Here is a 23,792-nt window from a genome sequence, read left to right on the forward strand (position 1 = left end):
TAAATTACCTCACCGTATTATGAAAGAAAAAAGAATTTCCTATGAAGGTTTTAAAATAAAATGTGATAAATGTCCTGGTACTTTGCTTCCTATGATTTCTACCACCAAAATGGTTACTATTGGAGGAAAACCTGTGGTAAATATTACAGACAAAACTATCGGTGCGAATATCCCAATGTTTCCTAGTTGTACAGCCACTCCAACAAAAATTTGCAATCCAAAATTCACTAAATGGATAGATACAGCTGAGCCCACAGTAAATATAGAAAAGGCTATCCCTTTGGTAGAGCATAGTGAACTTATATGTACTGCTGGTGGAGGCTTTGTTGGTTTCGAACCACCTGTTGCCAAATCAGAGATTATGGGTCCTAAAAAACCTAATATGGTTGATAGAGCTAAAGGTAAAATTAATGGTGTCGCTAATAAAGCTAAGTCAGTAGCAACAAATGCTACCAATAAAATAAATTCACAAATTTCTGGAGTCTTAGATGGAGCAAAACCAATTGGAAAAATCTTTGATAATAAAGCTCTAAAAAGTACAATTAATGGTGCTAGTGCAGCATTAAACCAAGCCAATCTAAGTAAGAAACAGATCGATGTACAATTAGAATCCTTAGAAAATCAAATTCCCCAACTTAAAAACAAAATATCATCCACCATTAATGACATTGAGGTACCACAAATTAATGATTTGGGTATCGAAAAAAACGACGCGATTACTGATAAAGAGGAACAGTTTTTTCAAAATGAAATTCAAAATTCTATAAACGAATTAGAAAACTATTACAATCAAGAAATTAACACCAGCAGTTTAGTAAATCTGGATGGTACTCCCTCTAATGGAATTCCAACCTTTGACGATCGTACACCGTTAGAGCGGTGGTCAGATAACAAAAAGGAACATGAAAAATTACTGGATCAATTAGCGGAGCATGAATATAACCGAATGACAGAAGAGGTTACAGCTTATAATAAGGACGCCATTTTTGAGGAGGATGAATCTAGTAAAAAAGCCATTGCTTCCTTATATGGGTTATATGTATCATCTGGACAAAGTAGTATTCCTCCTAATCCTCAAAAAGGAGAAATCACGAAAATATTAAAAGAAAAAGCTCAGAAAAAAGCCCAGAAAAAGCTTGATAAAAAAACCGCAAGATCCAAGAATAAACTCAATAAAAAAATTCAGGATGAATTAGATGAGGAGTTAGAGAAATTAGGATACAATAAAGCCCAAAAGAAAATCAATGCTGCTCAAGCAAAATCAGCAGAAGTACAAAAGGATATGGATAAGGCTTCAAAATGGTTAGGTAGAATGGACAATTTTGATGGTTTTATCGATAATTTAAAAGAAAAATATACTGGGAAAGTAAGTGCTAAATTAAATAAATCTATTACGAGTATTAACCAAAACATGGCACTGGCTAATACCTCCATGGATGGTATGAGTTTCGCTGTAGATGGCTTTCCAAAAGGAGATGTAGTAACTAATGTAAAAGCAAAACAAGAAAAGAAAAAAGAAGAAGAGGAAGAAAAAACAACACCTCCACCTGTTGTTACACCACCAGAAGAAACAAAACCACCCGAAGAAACAGAGGAAACTGAGGAAGAATGTAATCTTACTGAAATAACTATAATTAAAAATAAAACTTACGAATACACGCTATTAAAGAATAATTATGCAGGTGAAACAAAGTTTTCTGGAAGTTTACCGATGCCTATAATATTTATAGCAGGAACTACAAAAAATAGAAAAAAATTAGCAATAAAGTTTGAAGGGCTTGATTGTAGTAATTGCAAACATGGACATGAAAAACCAAAAGAATATTACAGGGATGGAGAAACTTCTTCTCTCTCCTTAACTAATAATACTGCAGACATATCCATATTTCATGATCCAAATAGTGTAGAAGGGTTATTTGGAGATTTTGTTGATCTAATGTTTTTAGGTTATCGTGCTATGAATCCCGTTGAATACAGTATTCCTGTAGAATTATGTGGTTTCTCTAAAACAATCCAAGCCAAGGCTTATATAGATGCAGAGTGGCATTTATTAATATCGCTTGCTTCAAAAGATCCATTAACTTTAGAGCATAGAGGGTATGAAGAGTCCGTATTTAATAAGTACTCAGATATTGCAGCTCGCCTGGATAGAAGAAATGCTGCATTAAAGCCAGATCAAAAAGAACTAAAATATGAAAATAAAGGAGCTGATCTGGTCATAGGTGTAGGAGCTTTTTATGACAACAAAGCTCAATCTCACAACCTTTCTAAAAAGTTTAACTTTAAAAAGATTCAAGATTCTTCTCAAAAACTTTTTTCTACTCTAGATATCCTAACAAAATTTACTCAAAAGGCAGCTAAAATCGGAGATGGTGGTAAAGGGAAAAAAGAAAAACCTTTAAAAAAATATTTAGGTGTATCGGCCAAATTTGATCCACCTACATTAGATGTTAAAGCTTCCGGAAATTTAGAAGAAAAAACTGATGACCCCTTCTTTGGAATTGGATATAGTGGAGAAATTGAAATACAATCAAAGTTGTTGTCTTTTGAATTAGAAATAGATCTGATTAGAGCGGCTAAAAAGCATCCCTTATTACTATTTATTGATGGACTTATAACTTCAGCAGAAGAAGCTTATAAAAAAGCACTGTACTATTTAAATAGTCAGGATAAATTTAGGCCATTACCAAGAGTAGAAGACTTTGTTAAAGCAAAGATAGTGGCCAAAGCACATTTCTTTATTAACGGAAGTAAAAAAATAATTGGTGAAAATCAAAATACTGTCATCGAAGGTGGAGGAGCTGGATCGGTGAAAATACTTCTTGAAGCAGATCTTAATACCACCTCTATGGGATTTCAATACAGATTTAACAGTACTAATGAACTTACCACTGGAATCAGTGCAAGTTCTGGTTTACATTTTGAAGATAGTATTTACTTATCTTTTAATTCTAAATTCGATGGAGTAAAACTCACCGGCTCTATTACATATCAAATACAGGGATGGAAACTTACAGGAGTAGTAGCAGAAACTGTAGACAAAATCAAAGGTTTTTTTGGGTTTGGTAATAGCGATGAAGAAGATGAAAATCTAATAGATGGTGATAAAGACACCAAAGGTGATTATTTAATCGATGTTGATCTAAGTACTAAATATGCCGACATTCAAATTTTTGAAGAAGTTTCTAACTCCACTAAAATTTATTTAACAGACAAAAAATCTTCTGGTTATGTAACCGGAGGAGGATCTTAACTCTTTTTCAATAAACTTATTATGAATATAACAAACCCTATATACAGTCTTAGTATTAATATTAATAATTGTAATGCCGAAATTTGGTGTAACGATGTCATTCTTTTTGAATTCAAACCATTATCAACAAAAAATCAAGGAGTATCCATTACAATACCTGTTAATCAACTAATTCTTAAGCAAGGTGAGTTCGAGATAAAAGCTAAAATAACCCCTTCCTTTAGAAGAGACACTTTAACGACGAGTTCATTCGTACACCTCCAACTTTCTATAAAAAGCAAAAACAATAATAAGAATAGTCTAAAATTATTAGAACTAAAAACTCCGGATGCTACAGACGCAGTTGACAAAAAACAACTGTTAAATATAAAAAAACCAGAATCTCTAGAAGGTTTACCTAGCTATGAACTTTTAGGACTATATAAGGACAAAATACTACCCTTTAAAATTTCTGGATGGACAGAATCTGCAAGTTTGCTTCAACAGAGCCCTCAATCTTTATTGACCCAAGGATATGACTTTTTTAAAAATTTGGAAACAATTATTAATAAAAAATCGGTCCCACAATTTATTAAACTTAATGAAGACAAGAACCTTTTATTGAAAGAGGCATTGTATTTAAACCAAAAACAATACGAGACATGTAAAATAAATGATATCACTTTATTAATCGATGATGGATATAAATTAGTTCCTCTCGAATATAATAATGTAGAATGTGTTCTAATGGGAAAAGGTCGTTTAATGAAGTTGAAAAGAAAAAACGGTTTGTCAGCAATACTCTTAAATAATGCCAAAAAAGGTGTAAGTGCCGAATTCGATATAAAACTTCATAAAAAAACAGCTACATCAGAGTTTAGTATCATTTAATATAAAATCCTAAAAATGAAAGCAGCCATCATAGATAGTTTAACTAGTATTGACCTCATTGACCAAAAATGTAATATCGGTGAAGTATTATCTTTTTTCAAGCAGTTATCAGACCACCAAGATTCTGAATTAAAACTTTACAAATCAAACATTAATGATTACATCATATCCTTGAATTGGTTTGGAATCAATAAATGGAAAATAGATTATCCTATAGAATTAAAAAAGGTTCATAAACAATCTTATGCTACCAAAGAACAAGGTATTGCGATTATCAAAGAACTTTATGAACAGGGAAATATTGATGAAATACCTGGTTTTATAGAAGTACCTATCCCCCATTTCACATTAGATGAAATGCTTCAGTTTAAAAAAGAAGATGAAATGATGCTTCGTGGTGAAGATCCAGACGAATATTCAGATCATCAAGAGATATCCCAGCATACCCCAATATCTAATCAAAATCCAAATGCTAAGAAAAATAATGAAGCTTTCTTACAAATGGGTGAACAACTAGGTGAAAGTCAAAAACAATCCACAACTCCTCCTCCAACCAAAGTAAAAACAAAGTCTACTATAATTAAAGAAAAAAAATCAACTAATAATGACAATAGTCTATTTAGCATATAGATAGCAGTTTAACAATTAGTCCAATAAATAAGTAGGATCATTTTATTTTTTGAGATCCTAATCTGGCCTATAATAATGGTAGAATTATCCAATCAATATAAAACATCCACTACTATGCATTTTCTAAAACTCCACATCAAACTGTAGTTGATCCACAATCACAGTACAAAAACCCACTATTCAACTAATATCATGTTTCTAAATTTTACCTTATAAGAACTTATTACATCGTGTAATAAACTAACTTATTTTTTTACATCATGATACATAACATATCAAATTTAGGAACTTCATTAACTAAAGAACAGCAGAAAACAATTAACGGAGGATTATTGCCATGTCACAATAATCGCGATTGTGTTGACCTTACGGCAAGCTATAATTATCAATGCGTTTCTGTTCCAAGTTCACCATTCGGTAAATTATGCATATTACGATAGTCGTAAAATGTAATGTCATTAAAAAATATATAAAATGAAAAAAGACTTTTTAAAAATAGAAGGAGTAAAAGTGTTAGAAAAACAAGTACAGAAATTAGTCAGCGGAGGATATGATGGATGTGATTGTGGAGTACACACGAATATGCCATTCTTTTGTCCGCATAGAAATTGTGACTAAAGACATTTTTTCTTAATTAGAAATGTAAAACCCTCATCAAAGTAAAAATTGATGAGGGTTTTTTATGATTGATCGATGATATCAAAAAATACTAGACTATTCTAAAACAGTAAGTTCATAAGCTGGTAAATACGTTTTTACAGTTCCAATTTCTGTATTAAATAATCTAACTCTGTAAGTTCTCCCTTCTTCTAGGTTAGCATTAGGTACGGATGGTGAAACCAATTCAAAAGACAGATTTAATGCGCCATCAACATTCACAAATTGTTGTGTCGTACTCTGAGTAATAAGGACTTGATCAGAAACATCATCTCGAATTAATACATCTTCTTTATTCACTTCATGAATCTCAAAGCCTATTTCTCCAAAATCTAAATCAAAAGGTCCATCGCCATCAACAAAAACAGGATCAATTACAGCATCAACTACGATATCAACAAATAACAGAGAGCTTGTCAAAACCTCTGTAGTGGTAAAACTATATTCAGAACTTACTCTTAGATCTCCACAACTTCCATCGGTTATTATCATGGTACCTAAATCTTCTAACTTACATACTTCTTCAGGGATTTCATTAAGCTGTAAATTTCCAGAAATATCCAAAACGTCCAAAATTGTTAAAGCACCTAATTCCTTCGGAATATCCTTAATAGTATTATCTCGAAAATTGATTGTCTTCAGGTTTATAAGTTCTCCTAATCTTGTACTAATCGAATTAATTGTATTCTTTTCTAGATTTAGCTCAGTGAGTTGTGTTAACATCCCTATATCTTCGGGAAGAATACCATCTTCGATCGTTAAAAAACCTATATTATTTTGGGACATATCTAATTTTCTCAAAGCGACAGCTCCAAAAACACTTTTATTGAACGTTTGAATGCCTTGGCTTCCTGTAATTGTAAGTGAGGTTAACTTTTCGAATGTATCAAAAGCTTCTGGTAAAGTAGTGAGATTTGCATTATTTCGAAATATAATAGTTTCAAGATTACTAAGTCTGAAAAAATCTTCTGATATTTCAAAAAACTCACAATTAGTCAATGTGATTTCTCTTAATTGAGAAAGTCTTCCTATATCTGAAGGAATAGTTGAAATCGACGTGTCTTCAATTAATAATATCTCTAAATTATTCAGTGCCCCAATTCCTTCAATGGTATTTATTGTAAAATGATCTAATGACAATTCTGTTAAGGAAGATAAAGAAAATAACCCTGCTAAAAACTTATCTAACGTTATTGTAGCATCACTACCAGATATAGATAACTTTTCTAAAATTTTTAATTCAAACAACTCATCTGGAATACTGACTAAATTATTTCCCTTTAGCCTTAATTCCTTTAGATCCTCCAATAAACTTATCGTTGGTGTTAGTTCTGTAATGTTTTTATTTTCAATATCTAACCCTGTGAGTTTCTCATTTTCAAACACGACCCCTTCCCAAGCATTTATATTGTCGACATTTCCATCCCAATTAAGCAAATTATTAGGATTATCTTCTATGATTTTTAATAGAACGTCAAATACTTCATCAGAACTATCTGGAACAATTGTCATTACCAGATCTTCATCTATTTCTTTGGTACAAGAAACGACCACAAATGAGCATAAAATAAGTATTCTTACATATAAATTCTTCATAGCACCAAGCATTTGTAATATTTAAATTGGATATTACAAATATGTCTTAAAAGTTGATGCTTTAGTTAACCGAGTGGTTTAATAGCAGCATTTTGTGGATGAATGTATTCTGGTAAGGTTAATATCTAATTATCACTACTATATTCCCTATTATTAGGTATTTGAACCAAAAACCCAAAATCTCCAACGCGAATCCATAAAATGTTTACAAACATCCACGAAATGATATTCGGTGTTATTTAAAAAGCTTATTTCACTTTTCGAATTTCTTAATTAAGGTAAAACACATCTAATGAAACAAATCAAAAATCCATTACGGTTCATTCTTTTATTATTAATACCGCTTTCTTATACTTATGAAATAACAGCACAAAGTCACAAGTTAGCTGTTACTACTACTGGTGGTATCGTACAAGATGGTTTTGGCGCAGCAATAGCAGCAGATTATAAAATAAATGAGTTCGATTACCTACAATTTAATCTACAGGGAAGCTTCGCCTCTTTTGAGCGGAATAATGCAGATATTCCTGTAGATACTTATTCCTTTACTACTGGTTTCTTTTTTGATATTCTTAGAAACAACTCGCGAACCTTTTCGCTCTCTCTTGGTGCTGGAGGATTAATTGGGTACGAAATTATTAATGATAACGATACTAATTTACCAAACAATCAATTGCTTGCTATAGAAACAAATCAAGTGATATATGGAGCTTATGCAGGGTTAGATGTAGACTTCTTTATCTCTCCAGTAATTACAATTTATCTCAAATTAAATGAACTGTATCATGTAAATAGTGAAATGGGAGAGTTTACACCTTATGCGGGCTTGGGAATCAAACTAATTCTAAAATAAAACACATTCTACACCAATCATCTCATCTATTCATATTATTAATTAATGCTTTAAACAAATCAAACAATGGAAATTTCACATCGAATCAAACTACTAAAAAGAACAATTCTGATCGTCGTATTCTTTTTATTAACTGCTCTAACAGTAACTCTTAATGCACAAACCAGTATACAACTGCCTAAATATTTAGTTACAGAATATACGGGAGTGCTTGCAGAAGCGGGTTCTAGCACTCGTGTTGATACAGATGCAAAATGTATTATTAAAAAGCGCGGATTTCGAACGTACCATCTAAACTTTGGTAATGGAGTTTCTTCATTATCAAATATAAAGTTTATAAAAAATGATGATACTTATACATCAACAATTATCCATCAAGGAAAAACATTGTCGATTACACTCGATGAAGATGGAGATCTTTTCATTGGATCAACGGCAAAAGGAGTATTCTCATTCTCTGGTAGCATTAGCGATGAATATGAAGCGGATGCAGATACTGAAAATATAAATGTGACTAATAATGGAAGTCCTATAAGCCTTGGCACAGGTAATACTAACATTCTTATTGAAAACGGAGAAACGAATTTGAGTTCTGGAAATTCAGAGATTCATATAGACCATGAAAGTACATCTTTAGATACTGGAAATATCAGTATTTCTAAATCATCAGCTTCTAATAATCTTATAGCAACTTGTTTCTTGCATAACGACTACGTATACGAAGGTTTAATACATTGCAATTCTACAGAAATCAGTACGCTTCCATCAAAAGTTGTTGGAATTTATCGAGGAAAACTAAAAACCTATGAAATCGAAACAAAGAAAGGAATCTGTACTATTGTAAAAACTGGATGTAAAACATATCGATTAGATTTCAGCAATGGTATCCCTTCTATTCATAATATTCAATTCGGAAGAAAAAATGATTTTGATGAGTATACTTCTGTAATTATTGAGGGCGTATATTCTTCTGCTATAGAAATTGATATGTCATTTGATGATTTAGAAATCGATGGAAAAATTCTTCGTGTTTCATTTGACGGAAAAAAGAATTAAAAAGAGAAACTATTTATTTGTTCGAAATTAGCAAAAATGTGGATTGATCAGATTGATATCAGTATTTTAATCAATCCACTTTACCAGACTAAATAATGTTCATTTTATTGTATAACCTTTCTTTAAAAGTTCTTCCGATGGGAATATGATGTTCTTGAATTTTTATTGTCTGATCTAATTCGTAAAAAGACTCTATTTTATGCCAGTTTACGATATACGATCGATGTGTCTGAATAAAAAAATCTCTATTCAAAGCCTTCAGCAAACTACTTATAGAATGTCTTACTGATAATTTTCTACCATCACAAGTTACTATAGAACAATAATTTTTAGAATCTGTATGAGCAAAAATAATAGAGGATATTGCTAATTTCACCAACTTATTACCACACTTAACAAAGATATGTGACTTTTTGCGTTCTTCAATTTGGACTTTTTTCACATCTGAAAACTCCTGAAATGATTTCGAATTCTGATATAATGAATTTACCTTTTTTGATAACCCTAAACCTGCATACTTTGATTTAATATAAAATCCAATAATGATACCTTCAACAGTGTGTTTAATTACTTGTTTTTGGATAATTAATGAAGTATCCAAATTACTTAACGATGTGTTTTTAAGATCATCGATATCAATATTCATCTCTTTTAAATAAGAATCATTTGCTTCTACTTGATACGTCTTCATACATTGGGATTTTTGATGTTCGCTATTTCAAATCTAGTAAGTTGAAAGGCTATTTTACAAAGACTTATTATTGGCATTTATAAATCAGTAGTTGAAATTTATAAATTTCAACTACTGATAAATTCTTTTCATAATTCCATTAGATACATATTTAATCTTTACATTCGTAACAGTTTTAAGCTGTCTGGTTTAGCAATAACAATGTTTTCTTTTAATAACATGAAATATTTATTCTTCTTTTCTACTATTTTCTTCTTGCTATGTAATTATACGGCTAAAGCGCAAGATCATTTTGAGGAATTACGTGAACTTTTAAGAAAAGAAACTGAAACTTCTAAAAGGATAAAGATCACAGAGGATTTACTTGATCAATACAAGGGTTCTTCTGACACTTTAAAAATGGCAAATGCCTACCATTTTTTATCTTTTCTGAAACCAAATGATAAATCCGCTTTTATAGACAGTATTATTCTTATTACAAAAAACAAAAGGTATTCTAGATATCCTGCTGGAGCATATTTAGAAAAAGGTAATATAAAATATGAATTAGGGGATTATATTGGAGCTTTAGAATCTTATGTACAAGCATCTGAGAAAGCTAAAACAAATGGAAATGATAAATTGCATGCCGATGCTAAATTTAACATTGGTTTATTAAAAAATCAAGCTGGTGACTATGAAGAATCTAAAACTATATTTGCAGAATACATTACATTTTTAGAACAAAATGCCAATTACCGAACTACATTTAATTATAATCCTGCATTATTTGCATTAGCAGATTCTTACATCCACACTAAAGATTTAGATCTGGTTGAAAAGATTATTGATAAAGGGATTGAGCAAACCCTTAAAACCAATGATTCTGCTACCTATTCCTATATCATTGTTACTTCTGGAATTCATCAATATCTTCTAAAAAATTATAAAAACGCTATAGATAGTTTACAAAAAGGAAAAGAATTAATACGCAAATTTGATCCTGTAGAAACTAGAATTGCTACTTGTGATTATTACATTGGTCGAAGCTATAAAGACCTTGGAAATAAAGAAACAGGCTTATCATATTTTAAAAAAGTAGACACCACGCTAAGAAAGACTAAAGATGTAATTCCTGAAACTATTAAAGTTTATGAATATCTAAAAGAAGATGCTGAATCTAAAGGCGATTATAAACTTCAATTAGACTATCTTAATACGCACTTAGAATTGGATAGTATTAGGCATGCTAATCAGGTTTATTTAACAAGAAATATTACTAGAAAATATGATGCTGCAGAATTAATTTCAGAAAAAGAGAAATTAATAGCCAAATATGAGAAAGATACTTTTTTAAAAAATAACACTATTACTTTCTTAATAGTACTTTCATTAATTTTAGTACTACTAGCTATTTATGGATTTAGAAGAAGTTACCTAAACAAAAGTAGATTCCAAAAATTATTATTAGAACAACAAGAAAAGTCTAAAATAAATCAATCTGCCGCTCTTGAAAAAGAGATAACATCTAATCTAACCAAAAAAGAGGATTTAGATATTCCGGAAGATGTAATTGAAACTATTTTAAAGAAATTGCAAGATTTTGAAGCTAAAAACCAATTCGCAAAAAAACATTACACCCTTAATTCGCTAGCTAAAGAACTTAATACAAACAGTGCGTATCTTTCTAAGATCATCAATGTCTATAAGAGCGTAAATTTTTCAAATTATCTAAATAATTTAAGAATTGACTTTGCTGTAGATCAACTAAGCACAAACAAGGCTCTGCGATCTTATACCATCCAAGCGATTGCGGAGGAAGTTGGTTTTAAAAATGCGCAATCATTTTCTTCGGCTTTTCATAAAAAAACAGGTATCTACCCTTCATACTTTATAAAACATCTAAAAGATTAATTTTCAAACAAATAAAAACACTTATATCTCTTGAAATTTATAAATTTCAAGTATGATAACCTGTATTTTTCTTCTTAAAATCGTAGATTGTGTGAAACACAAAAAATCTAAATGAAAAAGGAAAAATTAAAGCGACTAAGCCTAGATCGTATTAAGATTGCTCAATTAAATCCTCTATATAAAGTAAAAGGTGGATTTAACCCAAATACAGCAACCAACCAATCAACCTTAATCGATAATTGTACGGAAACAGCTTCTAAAAAAGATTGTATGCTTACACATACTTCTACTAAAACCATTCCAGTAAGTAATACTAGAAATTGTATTTAGGCGCTGAAGTCTTCATCTTTAAGAAATATTGATATGAAAAAATATAAAAAATTAAATCTCGATAAAATCAAAATTGCACGATTAACGAATCTAAATGCTATAAAAGGCGGATCTATCATCATCATAGAAGAGGATTCCGAGCCTCTTTCTGACCATAATTTAGCGAGTATTAATGATCAATGTATGACTTCTACTAAAACTGTTCCTATCGGTACTGGTAGTATCGATCCAAATGATATCTAACGATTAATAAAACATAAAAAAATGAAACACAAAGGGAACAAAAAGTTAAGTTTAGATAAGATCAAAATTGCAAGATTACATAATCTTGAGCTAATTTCTGGTGGTATTGGTAACGATGAGTTTCCTACAGATTCTAAACCAGAACACTGTGAAACCCATCCCTTCTTTTGTTGGGAAAGTATATCCACAAAAACAGTTCCCGTTAGTGGTCAAACTTGTGTTTGCATTTAAATAATCATAACCAAATTATGATGAAAAACAACAAAAAAAAGCTAACTCTAGATAAAATAAAGATTGCCAAACTTGATCATCTTGATTCATTTAAAGGAGGGCAACAAGAAGATACGGATACAGAAACTTTTGATCCAGAAGTTTGTTTTACGAAACCCACCATCTGCGCTAAAACCGTTTGGGATTGTGGTATTTCTACAAAAACAGTCCCTATCAGTGGTCGAACTTGTGTTTGTATATAATAGTTACACAAGGATATAGTATTAATAAGTTATAGTCTATTTGACTTTTTCATATCACTTTCAAGCGTTTATAGATATCTTCTTTAAACGTTCTGCCTATAGGGATATGATGTCCTTGTATTTCTATTGTTTGATCATATTCATGTAGCGAATCAATCTTATTCCAATTAATAATATAAGATCGATGAGTTTGTACAAACTCTAACCCTTTTAACTTTTTACTAAGTTTTAAAATAGAATAACGCACTGATAGCTTTTTATGATCTGTAGTGACAATGGTACAATAGTTTTTTGAATCTGTATGCGCAAATAATATGGAATCTAAATGTACTTTCACCAATTTATTACCACTTTTAATAAAGATATATTCTTTTCCGGCACCACCATTGTTCCTTAAGATTACCTCCTGCTTCTGGGCCAAAATTAAAGCTGCCTGTAGATCATCTTTATCGATGGGTTTTGTTAAATAAGCAACGGGATGGATTTCGGCTGCTTTATTCATTACATTTTTATCTGTATCAGAGGTGGTAAAAAATACAGGAATATGATATAAAGACTTTATTTGATGTCCCAGTGCTATTCCTGAATCTTTCTCATGAAGATGAATATCTAAAATAACTGCATCCGGCATTAAGTCTCCAATCTGTTCCAAAGCCTCAAAAGGATCATCTGAAGTACCTACACAATTATATTCTAATTCTTCTAAAGTGATTTTAATATCTTCTAAATGAAATATATTATCTTCCACTATATAAATATCCATGACTTATGCTTTTAATTAGGCAGATAAAGGTTCGGTAGTAGCACTATCTTTCTCTATCAAAGTTAATGTTGTAGGAACACTTAAGTCAAATCGCGTGCCAATTCTCTTTTCTGATGAAACAGTTATCGTTCCTTTGTGCATTTTTATAAAACCATATACAAGGTTAAGACCTAATCCTGTTCCTTTTTCACCTTGCGTACCTATAGTAGATTTTCTTTCTTCTAAAGCAAAAAGATGTGTTAATTGATCAGAAGACATTCCTATTCCAGTATCAACAACTGAGCATACAAACACATTACCCTTGGTTGTAAACTCTATTCTTATACTACCATTTTCTGTATACTTCAATGCGTTATTAATTAGATTTCTGAAAATAACATGGAAAGCACCTTTATCAAAATCAATTGATAATTCATTTTTATATTTTAATTCTAGTTTCGTGTTTTTATAAGAGGCTTGTTGTTTATATCCAGAAATAATATCTTTTAGTTCTTTTCCAACTATGATTTTCTCAGGATTGATTTTATATCCATTCATTTGTTCTAATGACCAGTTTAATAAATTATCTAGCATATTAGACAAACGCTCAGAGTTTTGTTCTAAAGCCTGAGAGAGTTCTATTGTTTTATCATAATTTTCCTTTTGAATGTGATATTTTAATATTTTTCCTGATCTCTGAAACGGAATAATCATACCTCTTAAATCATGAGCGATAATAGAAAAAAGACGATTTTTAATTTGATTCGTTGAGACCAACTTCTTTTGCTGTTTTCTAAGTTTTCTATATGTCCAGGTTCCAATTCCTAAGAATAGTAATAAAAAAGCAGTAATGATCAGGTATAAGTATTGTTGATTTTTTGCTTGTTGAGCAATCCGTTCTTGCTCTTCTTTTTGTTTATTGAGAGTAACTATTTTAAGTTCTTTCTTTTTGGTATCATACTTCTTTTCTAGATCTGCAACTTTAGTTTGAACTTGTTGATTAGACACAGAGTCTTTAATCTTATAATACTTTTTCAAATATCTCATAGCTGAATCAAATTGACGTATTCCTTCAAAATATTCACTATAGATTTTATACGATCTTTGTTTCCATAATAAAATGTCTCTTTGTTTGGATATTTTTCGAAGTATGGAAATATATTTGCTTGATTTATTATACTCTTTTTTATCGTTATAAAGTTCTATCAAACTCAACGTAGAAATATATAATACTTTACGATCTTTAGAGACATTTGCTAATTCAAAAGATTCAGTAAAAAGGTTCTCTGCATCATCTAATTCTTTATAACCTTTAAAAAATATATTTCCTTTTTGATTTAAAACCTCTGCTTGAACAAGATCATTTTTTAATAGCTTATTGTAATATAAGGCCGAATCTACATAAGTAATGGATTTGTCTATATGATTGGACTCCAAAAAGCATTTTGACAAATCAGAAAATCCAAAAATTAATGTTTTATAATTTTCTTTAACTTTTGCTATAGAGATACTTTTTTCTAAATACTTAATAGCTACATCATATTGTTTCCATTTTAGATAACTAAGCCCTAGAAAGTAATATGTATCTTCTATTAATATTGGACTACCTAATTTTTCATTCAATTCTATAGAGTGCAGTAAATCCTTTGCTGCAGCTTCATAATTTGACATATTAAAATAATATAAACCTCTATTTTGATATCTATTAGGAAGTCCCGCGGTATACCCAAATTTTTTCAGGAATGTTATTAAAGTATCCGTGTATTTTATAGCTCGAAAATAATCTTCATTACCTCTTGCAATTTGAGCTAACGAATCATAGTAAGGAAGCCAATTTTCATTTTCAGGGTTATTTTCTAAAACTAATCTTATCTTATTTAAGTATTTTAATACTTCTTTATCATTAGCATTACTAACTGCCAAGGCATACGCCTTTTCTGAATAAGCTTTTAGTAAGATTAGACTATCATTGAGTTTTTCTGCAATTTTTTCTGCCTTATTAAAATACTCTAGAGAAATATTACTTTTACCTAAAATAGTATATAATGATCCTGATGCTATGTAAATTTCAAATTTACACGCATCATCAACTTTATTAATTATATAGCTATTTAGTTTTGATAAAGACTCCGAACTTGTAATCGTATCCTTTTGTTTTCTCCATAAATCACAATGATCTTCTAAGCTCTGAGTATATATATTGATATTGGTAAGGCAAAAAATGAATATAAATATATCTTTTACTTTGATCATAGTTGATGATGATTAAAGTATGAATCAATACATACTTAGATAATAGTATATCAAAGATAAACGCTTAAAACTTATTTTAGATTGATTATAACTAAAACATTAGCGAACCGCGGAAATTAAATAATAATAAAAGAGATTATCGAATAAGTTTGTCATTTACTAAATTCCTTCTCTTTTATTTATTGGAGTAGTAGGATTATAACCAAACCCAGAAATTTCTAATTCTACATTCAATTGGTTTAGAATATATCCTATAGTAGCATAATGATGAATCGCATGGCTATTAGCATGTGCCAAGATACTTTCTAATGTATAATTAACAGTTACTTTACCTTGCCCCATATTATCAGTAACATGAATCAAATAGTCTGTGTTAGCATCTATATAAGAGAGTAATGTTTTCTGCAACATATATATATGGTCCTTTGCTGCATCAATATTGGTAGATAAAATTTCATCTCTTTTACGTGCAGTAAGATCAATATCATTTGTATCTAATCCGTCTATAATACAATCAAAAAAATCAAGAGTATGTCTTATATGCGAACCAATACTTGAGTAATAAGGTCCTACAGAAGCATTACAGTAAGTTTTTAAATCTATTGCGTCTAATAATGCAATTGCATTATTGAGATTGTGGTTTATTGAGGATATTATAAGTTCTTTCATAGGGAATATTGACGTAAGATACACAATAAACTTACATAATAACTTTTGAAAAACGTTAAAATTATAAATAACGCAGAGAAGTATATACTACTCAATATCCAATATCGTTATTGATAAATCAAATGATAACCGCCGTTGGTAAACAGTAGGATATCTATCACTTTACTTATGGGTTTTCCATAAAAATTAAGACAAAGTGCGTATTTCATCGATTAATGACATTTATTTTTGGATGTTACTTGGAAAATATTGTATACTTGTACTGTTCATTAAAAAGCCCCATACAAATGAAAAGGATAGCATCAATTTTATTTTTACTTTGTTTTGTTAACCAAATTAATGCCCAAGATCTTTATGAAGATGCCTTAACAGCCGCTAGCTATGCATACTCTCACTCTAAGAAAGCTCATGGTGCCAACAATGTATTCCACACTCAAGAATATGCTGATAAAGCTATAGAAGCTTTCGAAAAAGTAGAAGCTCTTGCTGACAAATGTGGATGTGATGATGCTAATGAAACAGCTTATCAAGCTAAAACCAAAATGGTAAGCTCTATGGATCAGGACACTTATGAGCGTAGTAGATACTATGCTAAACAAGCGAAGGAGCTTGGTCCTAAATTATTAGAGCAATTAACAAATTGTCAAGCAAATAAAGGTAGTGATTCTTATTCTGAAGATATTGCTGATGTAAGTGAGGAAGAAGAAGCTATTGCTGCTGCTTCTGAAGAAGTGGCTCAAAAGCAAAAAGAATTAGAAGCGCAAAGACGTCAGTTAGAAATCGAACAACAAAAATTACAAGAGCAAATTGCAGCACAGCAAAAAGCACAAGCAGAATTTGAAGCACAACGTGCAGCAGAATTAAAGCAACAAACTGCAGTAAAAGCGAAAGCTGAGCAGGCATTACAAAAATTAGAAAGTGCTTTGCAAGAATTAAGTATTGCTTTTGATGACAACTCTACATTTGAAACTCAGAAAGATTATGTAAGAAGTGAAAACGATTTAATGAACGAAACTCTTGACGATACAAAAAGTTTCTACGTAAATAGAGCAAAAGAACTAACCAAGAGTGCTATGCAACAATTCGCTGGTTACACAGAAAATTAATACGATTGAATTTTATTTTGTAGCCCCAAAATAAAATTTTTCAGGGACGGCACTTTTAACTAAGTGTCGTTTTTTTTGCTGTAATAAGAACAAAACAAAGTATCAATTTTGAATAATTTGGAATAATTCCATAAATTTGGAATTATTCCAAAAAAAAGTAAAATTGAGAACTATATTACATTTAGACTTGGATACATTTTATGTATCTGTAGAGCGACTCATAGACAGTTCTTTGCAACAAAAACCTTTGCTAGTAGGGGGAATTAGCGATCGAGGTGTTGTAGCGGCTTGTAGTTATGAGACTAGAACATTTGGTGTGCATTCAGGAATGTCTATGAAAATAGCTAAAGAATTATGTCCTGAAGCTACTGTTATAAAAGGTAATGCAGGTACCTACAGTAAATATTCTGATATCGTTACAGAAATCATCAAAGAAAAAGTTCCTGTATTAGAAAAATCCAGTATCGATGAGTTTTATGCAGATCTTTCTGGAATGGATAAATTCTTTGGTGCCTATAAATATGCATCAGAATTAAGGCAAAAAATTATATCCGAAACTGGATTACCGATCTCTTTAGGTTTTGCTCAAAACAAAGTAGTTTCTAAAGTAGCTACTAATGAAGCGAAACCCAATAACCAATTAAAGATTGATTTTGGTAAAGAAAAACCTTTTCTCGCTCCACTATCTATTAAAAAAATTCCGATGGTAGGTGATAAAACATTTCAGACACTTCGCAATCTAGGAGTTAGACAGGTAAAAACAATACAGGACATGCCTGTAGATGTCATGCAAAGAGTGTTAGGTGCCAATGGACTAACGATTTGGAAAAGAGCAAACGGAATTGATGATACTCCTGTGATTGGTTTCTCTGAACGAAAATCTATTTCTACAGAGAGAACATTTGATAGAGATACTATAGATGTGCATAAACTGCGAAATATTCTAGTTGCAATGACAGAGAACTTATCTTATCAGCTACGTAGAGGAAATAAATTGTGTGCGTGTGTTGCTGTAAAAATTAGATACTCTGATTTCAACACCTACTCTAAACAACTTAAAATACCTTACACTAGTGCTGATCATGTATTAATTCCAAAAATACTTGGACTATTCGAAAAACTATATCAAAAAAGACTGTTAGTACGTCTCATAGGAATTCGATTTAGTCATTTAGTAACAGGAAACTATCAGATTAACCTTTTCGAAGACAATGAAAAACAGCTAAATCTTTATAAAGCTTTAGATCATATAAGAAATCAATATGGAGATCGAAGTGTTATTAGAGCTGTTGCTATGGGATCTAAAACTATTGGTAGAATGCAAAACCCTTTTAACGGTCAACCGCCAGTCGTATTAGCACATAGAAAACAATAAAATAGATTTTATATTTCGTGTATCTAAATTGTCATTCATATTATAGTCTAAGATTTGGAACTTTTTCTGAAATTGAACTACTAGAATTAGCTAAAGAAAATTGTGTTGATTCTCTGGCTTTGACGGATATCAATAACACATCAGCATGCCTTAATTTTATTAGAAAAGCCAAAGAATACAATATTAAACCAATTGTAGGTATTGATTTTAGAAATAATCATCAGCAATTATATGTAGGGCTTGCCAAAAATAATAAAGGATATAAAGAGTTGAATGACTTTCTATCGTATCATTTACACAATAAGATAGCATTTCCAGAAACCGCTCCCCTATTCCAAAATGCTTTTGTCATATATCCATTTAAACAAATTATAGGAACCCTAAAAAAAACATTAAATACAAATGAATTTATTGGTGTTACCATAAAAGATATTCCAAAACTTAGACTTTCAAAAATCTTACTATTAGAAAATAAGCTTGTTATTCTTCAGCCTGTAACTTTTAGGTCTAAAAAAGATTTTAATACACATCGTTTACTAAGAGCTATTGATAATAATATTTTATTAAGTCGATTACCCGAAGATCAGCAAGCTTGTTTTTCTGAACAAATGATTCATAATGATCAAATTACAAAAGAGTTTCAAGAATTTGACTTCATCATTAGAAATACCAAAAACATAAGTAATCAATGTACTATCGATTTTGATTTTTCTAAAAACAAACCCTCTTTAAATCAAAAAACATATACAGGAGATATTCAAAAAGACAACGAATTATTAAAAAAATTATGTATAGAAGGATTGCCTTATAGATATTCAAATCCAAATAAAAAAGTAAAAGATCGATTAAAAAAAGAACTAAATCTCATTACCAAAATGAATTTTGTATCTTATTTTCTTCTCAATTGGAGAATCATTTCATATGCTCAAGAACAAGGCTATTACTATGTTGGTCGCGGTAGTGGAGCTAATAGTATTGTTGCATATTTACTTAAGATTACGGATGTGGATCCTATAGAGTTAGATTTATATTTCGAACGTTTTATCAACTCACATCGCACTAGTCCTCCTGATTTTGATATTGACTTCTCTTGGAGAGATCGACAGGATATCACACGTTTTATCTTTTCAGAATTTAATCATGTAGCGTTATTAGGAGCGTATGTTACATTTCATTATAAAGGAGCAGTAAGAGAATTAGGAAAAGTATTTGGGTTACCTAAATTTGAAATCGACAAACTTAGTGGAGGCGATTATGATTATAACTCTTTAGATCATATCCACAAATTAGTGATTACTTATAGCCAACTATTACAAGGAATTCCTAACTACATTAGCATCCATGCTAGTGGTATTTTAATCAGTGAACAACCACTCCACAATTATGCGTCCACAGATTTGCCTCCAAAAGGTTTTCCAACAGTACAATTTGATATGATCATTGCAGAAGATTTAGGACTTTACAAGTTTGATATCCTAGGTCAGCGCGGTTTAGCAAAAATCAAAGAAGCTATAAACATAATTCAATATAATCAACCTGAGAAAGCTAATTTCGACATACATGATATTGAAAAATTCAAGAAAGACCCTAACATAAATGCTCTGATTAGAGATGCTAAATGTTTGGCTTGTTTTTATGTAGAATCTCCCGCTATGCGTATGCTACTAAGTAAACTAAAAACAGATAATTATTTGGGATTGGTAGCGGCAAGCTCTATCATACGACCTGGAGTAGCTAAAAGCGGAATGATGCGAGAATATATTTTAAGAGAACACGATAAAAATAGGCGTAACAACTCCCACCCTATTATGCTAGATCTTATGAAAGATACTTATGGCATTATGGTATATCAAGAAGACGTAATTAAAGTAGCTCATCTTTTTGCTAAACTTACCTTAGATGAAGCAGATGTATTACGAAGAGGAATGAGTGGTAAGTTTAGATCTCGTAAAGAATTTAAAGAAGTACAACAAAAATTCATTCAGAATTGTAGGAATGAAGGGTATGAAGAACAGCTTATATTCGAAATATGGGATCAGGTAGCGAGTTTTGCTGGTTATGCATTCCCAAAAGGACATTCGGCATCGTACGCTGTAGAAAGTTACCAAAGCTTATTTTTAAAAGCTTATTTTCCTCTAGAATATTTAGTAGCTACTTTAAATAATGGCGGAGGATTCTATCGACCAGAAGTATATTTACATGAAGCTAAATTACTAGGAGCCATAATTCATACACCTTGTATTAATGTTAGTCATTATGAACATATTCTTAAAAACAATCATATTTATCTCGGGCTAAACATTTTACGAAACTTAGATCACAAAACATCTGAACTCATACTATCAGAGCGTCAAATACATGGAGCCTATGTTTCCCTTAATGACTTTATCGATCGTGTTCCTATAAGTATAGAACAGATAAGTATTCTGATTAAAATAGATGCTTTTGCTTTTACCAAAAAGAACAAACATGAATTATTATGGGAAGCTCATTTTAAGTTACATAATAATTCTTCAAGCTATGACCAACCTCTTTTATTTAAAGAAAAGCGCACAGAATATAGATTACCTGAGTTCTCAACTTCTAAATTAGAAGATGCTTTTGAGCAAATTGAGTCTTTTGGATTTCCAATTTGCGGGTATTATGAGATATTAACCACGAAACCTGTTAATCAAAATAGAGCAAATGACTTAAAAGCATATTTAAACAAAAAAATTGATATTTATGGCTATCTCATTGCCATGAAAAACACAAGTACTTCCAACGGTAAAAGAATGGCTTTTGGTACTTTTTTAGATCAATTTGGTGATGTATTTGACACTGTACTATTTCCACCTGTACAAGAAAAATATAAATTAAGACACAAAGGCATTTATCGTATGTATGGTAAAGTGGTTGAAGAATTTGGGTTTTTAAGTATCGAAATTATCAAAATTGTAAAACAAGACTATATTCAAGATCCACGATATGCTTAACAAATTAGTTTAACTTATGTTCCACAACAGTCATACTTTATTTTTACTGCTTGCAAATCCTCCCATATAGGTTCATGAAACTCTTTTGGTGATAATCTAAAATAAACAATATACCTCTTTAAAACACTGCAATATGAAGAATTTATCTTTGTATTGAGTACTATTTTTTCCTGTTTAAAAAAGGTATCGTATACTTCAATTTTCCCTTGAAACATTGAATTTAGTCCTTGAGACTTATAAAAACTAACTTTTGTTTTTGGCAGTTTTTTAAAAAACTTAAGCTTTGTAAGTAATCCCGTTTTCATTAAGCCAGTAAAATATGTGTCCATATCAGAGGTCACTCTTAAGGCTGTCAAATCTGGATCATCTTCTAAAATCCATATAAAAACATAACTAAAATAATCTTCATCATTTACATCTCCCCAACCTTCGGCAAAACGAATGTGCTCTTCTCCTTTGTAAGGAAGTGATCTTGCAAAAATTAATGGAAATTCTAATACTTCTTTTCGCCAAGTATGAGGTGCTTCTAACAAATTTTCAGTCTTAGTCGATTTACACCCATTAATCATAATTATAATCACTAAAATTATAATATTTTGTAATACTCTCATTTGATAAACTTTGCTTTACAGCGTACAAATCAATAGCATTAAGGAGTAAGAAAATAAATTATGTGATCGATAGGATATATTAGGGATGAATAGGAAGGTTATAAAAATTATTAGTAATAAAACTCAGAGGGCAAGTTAATCTTCATCGGAATAAACGCTATGAAACAGATCTATTTTAGATCTTGAAACGGGTATTGCTTCTTGTAATCCACTTACTGTTATTGTGTATCCTCTTTTATTTCCTCTTACTTTTTCAATTCTATCTGTATTTATCAAATAAGAACGATGACATTTAAATAAAAAAGGATATAGATCAAGTTGTTTAGTAACTTTTTCCAATGTACTCCTAAGTATATAACGAGAAACTTTTCCTTCTTTGAGATAAAAGACTTCCATATAATTACCACTGCTTTTTATCAGCAATATTTCTTGAGGAAATACTTCTAATATATCATTTCCAGTATCTGATAATAAACATACTTTATGCAGTGATAAGTTAAAATCTTCACTTCTATCCAAGTTTGAATTTACATCGCCAGTAACTAACTTAAAATAATGTTTAATGAATAACGAAAGTGGTATAAAAAACAATTCAAAAATCAAGACGTATTGGAGAGATAAACTCAACCAATCTACAAAACGTATATTTCTAAAACCACCTGAAATTAGATTAATTAAAAAAGTGACTCCTAAAAACAAAGTTATATCCAATAAAACTTGGATACATAGATATTCATTTACAGACCTTTTTCTAAAAATGCTATAAGTAACTTTTCTAGAAGTAAAAGTTATTAATAATACAATTATCGAAGATAGAAATGAATCACTCAACAACTTACCATATTCGTAATCATTATAACCAAACGGTTGAAATAATAATAACAGAAAAAAAACAGAAACTCCTAATGTGATTGGGGTAACGACACCTTCTTTTGCTAACCACTTGTTCAAACCTAAGGACATTTAAAATAATATTGTTATTCTATAAACTCTAATTCAATAGTAATCTAAAAATAGTACGAAGCATGACAAAATTAAAAGTATCTATTAAATCTTAATATTTATTTATCAGTTTGTTACGATACGTATAATCACTAAAATATCAAATTAGAGGAATTTTTAACTTATAAATTAATATTATATACAAAAAGATGTTATCAATCCAAGGTATTAATTAATTACACAAAGAAGAGCGATCCAGTATAAAAGATGGTTATCCATCGAGTTGTCCATTCAATGGCAGTGTTTCATCTCAATGTAGACCCATCTTCCTGGTTTTCCAGTAGCACGTATTCTTGGTTGTTGTCTGAGTGCTTTTTAGTTGTTTGCTGCTATGAGCAGTAAGTGGTATGTATTCTATACAGCTTCAGTTTACTGCATAAAAAAACCCCTCATTGTCATAATGAAGGGTTTTCAAGGAAGGCGGCGACCTACTCTCCCACGATTGTAGTACCATTGGCGCTAACGGGCTTAACTTCTCTGTTCGGAATGGTAAGAGGTGAGCCCCGATGCTATA

Annotated in this window: 21 protein-coding genes and 1 rRNA gene; 14 read left to right on the forward strand and 8 right to left on the reverse strand. The window is 30.7% G+C overall.

All coding sequences use genetic code 11. The features are described 5' to 3' along the window. Positions 1-19: 19 nt before the first annotated feature. The 4 genes from ACWNT5_RS21995 to ACWNT5_RS22010 all read left to right on the forward strand — a co-directional run bounded on the left by ACWNT5_RS21995 (position 20) and on the right by ACWNT5_RS22010 (position 5,371). The gene (locus tag ACWNT5_RS21995) at positions 20-3,253 is read left to right on the forward strand and encodes a PAAR-like protein (RefSeq protein ID WP_456518583.1); all 3,234 of its coding nucleotides are present in this window, start codon (positions 20-22) and stop codon (positions 3,251-3,253) included. Between the two features lie 21 nt (positions 3,254-3,274). Next, positions 3,275-4,123: a hypothetical protein gene (locus ACWNT5_RS22000; protein ID WP_456518584.1), complete on the forward strand. Its 849-nt coding sequence runs from the start codon at positions 3,275-3,277 to the stop codon at positions 4,121-4,123. A 15-nt stretch (positions 4,124-4,138) separates the two neighbouring features. Continuing rightward, a complete protein-coding gene (locus ACWNT5_RS22005; RefSeq protein WP_456518585.1) occupies positions 4,139-4,753 on the forward strand; it encodes a hypothetical protein in 615 nt (204 codons plus the stop codon). 474 nt (positions 4,754-5,227) lie between these two features. Beyond that, entirely contained in the window at positions 5,228-5,371 is a 144-nt protein-coding gene (locus ACWNT5_RS22010) for a hypothetical protein (RefSeq protein WP_456518586.1), read from the forward strand. 96 nt (positions 5,372-5,467) lie between these two features. Here ACWNT5_RS22010 and ACWNT5_RS22015 read toward each other — a convergent pair whose 3' ends face one another. After that, positions 5,468-7,006 carry a leucine-rich repeat domain-containing protein gene (locus tag ACWNT5_RS22015; protein WP_456518587.1) on the reverse strand — a complete coding sequence of 513 codons (1,539 nt, stop codon included), beginning with the start codon at positions 7,004-7,006 and terminating at the stop codon, positions 5,468-5,470. A gap of 292 nt (positions 7,007-7,298) precedes the next feature. Here ACWNT5_RS22015 and ACWNT5_RS22020 point away from each other — a divergent pair, with 292 nt between their 5' ends. Next, positions 7,299-7,859: a conjugal transfer protein TraO gene (locus ACWNT5_RS22020; RefSeq protein ID WP_456518588.1), complete on the forward strand. Its 561-nt coding sequence runs from the start codon at positions 7,299-7,301 to the stop codon at positions 7,857-7,859. 66 nt (positions 7,860-7,925) lie between these two features. Beyond that, positions 7,926-8,915 (forward strand): hypothetical protein, encoded by a 990-nt coding sequence (locus tag ACWNT5_RS22025; RefSeq protein WP_456518589.1) that lies wholly within the window; start codon positions 7,926-7,928, stop codon positions 8,913-8,915. 88 nt (positions 8,916-9,003) lie between these two features. On the opposite strand, the gene ACWNT5_RS22030 is transcribed toward ACWNT5_RS22025, so the two are convergent. Then, positions 9,004-9,606 carry a LytR/AlgR family response regulator transcription factor gene (locus tag ACWNT5_RS22030; protein ID WP_456518590.1) on the reverse strand — a complete coding sequence of 201 codons (603 nt, stop codon included), beginning with the start codon at positions 9,604-9,606 and terminating at the stop codon, positions 9,004-9,006. A 219-nt stretch (positions 9,607-9,825) separates the two neighbouring features. On the opposite strand from ACWNT5_RS22030, the gene ACWNT5_RS22035 reads away from it, so the two are divergent. The 5 genes from ACWNT5_RS22035 to ACWNT5_RS22055 all read left to right on the forward strand — a co-directional run bounded on the left by ACWNT5_RS22035 (position 9,826) and on the right by ACWNT5_RS22055 (position 12,545). Continuing rightward, positions 9,826-11,499, forward strand: coding sequence for a helix-turn-helix domain-containing protein (locus ACWNT5_RS22035; protein ID WP_456518591.1), 1,674 nt, complete (start codon positions 9,826-9,828; stop codon positions 11,497-11,499). Between the two features lie 111 nt (positions 11,500-11,610). Next, positions 11,611-11,829 carry a hypothetical protein gene (locus ACWNT5_RS22040; protein WP_456518592.1) on the forward strand — a complete coding sequence of 73 codons (219 nt, stop codon included), beginning with the start codon at positions 11,611-11,613 and terminating at the stop codon, positions 11,827-11,829. A gap of 33 nt (positions 11,830-11,862) precedes the next feature. After that, complete coding sequence (locus ACWNT5_RS22045) at positions 11,863-12,072, forward strand: hypothetical protein (RefSeq protein WP_299902346.1); 210 nt, start codon at positions 11,863-11,865, stop codon at positions 12,070-12,072. Positions 12,073-12,093: 21 nt separating this feature from the next. Next, positions 12,094-12,303, forward strand: a complete 210-nt coding sequence (locus tag ACWNT5_RS22050) for a hypothetical protein (RefSeq protein WP_456518593.1) — start codon at positions 12,094-12,096, stop codon at positions 12,301-12,303. A 20-nt stretch (positions 12,304-12,323) separates the two neighbouring features. Continuing rightward, positions 12,324-12,545 (forward strand): hypothetical protein, encoded by a 222-nt coding sequence (locus ACWNT5_RS22055; protein WP_299902352.1) that lies wholly within the window; start codon positions 12,324-12,326, stop codon positions 12,543-12,545. Positions 12,546-12,594: 49 nt separating this feature from the next. Here the strand turns inward: ACWNT5_RS22055 and ACWNT5_RS22060 are convergent, their stop codons facing one another. The 3 genes from ACWNT5_RS22060 to ACWNT5_RS22070 all read right to left on the reverse strand — a co-directional run bounded on the left by ACWNT5_RS22060 (position 12,595) and on the right by ACWNT5_RS22070 (position 16,209). Further along, positions 12,595-13,308 carry a LytR/AlgR family response regulator transcription factor gene (locus tag ACWNT5_RS22060; protein WP_299902354.1) on the reverse strand — a complete coding sequence of 238 codons (714 nt, stop codon included), beginning with the start codon at positions 13,306-13,308 and terminating at the stop codon, positions 12,595-12,597. Between the two features lie 15 nt (positions 13,309-13,323). Then, positions 13,324-15,540: an ATP-binding protein gene (locus tag ACWNT5_RS22065; RefSeq protein ID WP_456518594.1), complete on the reverse strand. Its 2,217-nt coding sequence runs from the start codon at positions 15,538-15,540 to the stop codon at positions 13,324-13,326. Positions 15,541-15,699: 159 nt separating this feature from the next. Beyond that, positions 15,700-16,209 (reverse strand): DinB family protein, encoded by a 510-nt coding sequence (locus tag ACWNT5_RS22070; protein ID WP_299602548.1) that lies wholly within the window; start codon positions 16,207-16,209, stop codon positions 15,700-15,702. Positions 16,210-16,496: 287 nt separating this feature from the next. On the opposite strand from ACWNT5_RS22070, the gene ACWNT5_RS22075 reads away from it, so the two are divergent. The 3 genes from ACWNT5_RS22075 to ACWNT5_RS22085 all read left to right on the forward strand — a co-directional run bounded on the left by ACWNT5_RS22075 (position 16,497) and on the right by ACWNT5_RS22085 (position 21,665). Then, positions 16,497-17,315 (forward strand): hypothetical protein, encoded by an 819-nt coding sequence (locus ACWNT5_RS22075; RefSeq protein ID WP_299602550.1) that lies wholly within the window; start codon positions 16,497-16,499, stop codon positions 17,313-17,315. Between the two features lie 163 nt (positions 17,316-17,478). Then, positions 17,479-18,690 (forward strand): DNA polymerase IV, encoded by a 1,212-nt coding sequence (gene dinB / locus ACWNT5_RS22080; protein WP_299602553.1) that lies wholly within the window; start codon positions 17,479-17,481, stop codon positions 18,688-18,690. 17 nt (positions 18,691-18,707) lie between these two features. Next, the gene (locus ACWNT5_RS22085) at positions 18,708-21,665 is read left to right on the forward strand and encodes a DNA polymerase III subunit alpha (RefSeq protein WP_456518595.1); all 2,958 of its coding nucleotides are present in this window, start codon (positions 18,708-18,710) and stop codon (positions 21,663-21,665) included. A 14-nt stretch (positions 21,666-21,679) separates the two neighbouring features. Here ACWNT5_RS22085 and ACWNT5_RS22090 read toward each other — a convergent pair whose 3' ends face one another. The 3 genes from ACWNT5_RS22090 to rrf form a co-directional block, all read right to left on the reverse strand. Then, positions 21,680-22,276, reverse strand: a complete 597-nt coding sequence (locus tag ACWNT5_RS22090) for a hypothetical protein (protein ID WP_456518596.1) — start codon at positions 22,274-22,276, stop codon at positions 21,680-21,682. Between the two features lie 135 nt (positions 22,277-22,411). Further along, entirely contained in the window at positions 22,412-23,239 is an 828-nt protein-coding gene (locus tag ACWNT5_RS22095; protein WP_456518597.1) for a LytR/AlgR family response regulator transcription factor, read from the reverse strand. Between the two features lie 454 nt (positions 23,240-23,693). Next, a 5S ribosomal RNA gene (gene rrf / locus ACWNT5_RS22100) occupies positions 23,694-23,792 on the reverse strand; the annotation flags it as partial.

The organism is Aquimarina sp. 433, from assembly GCF_054054605.1.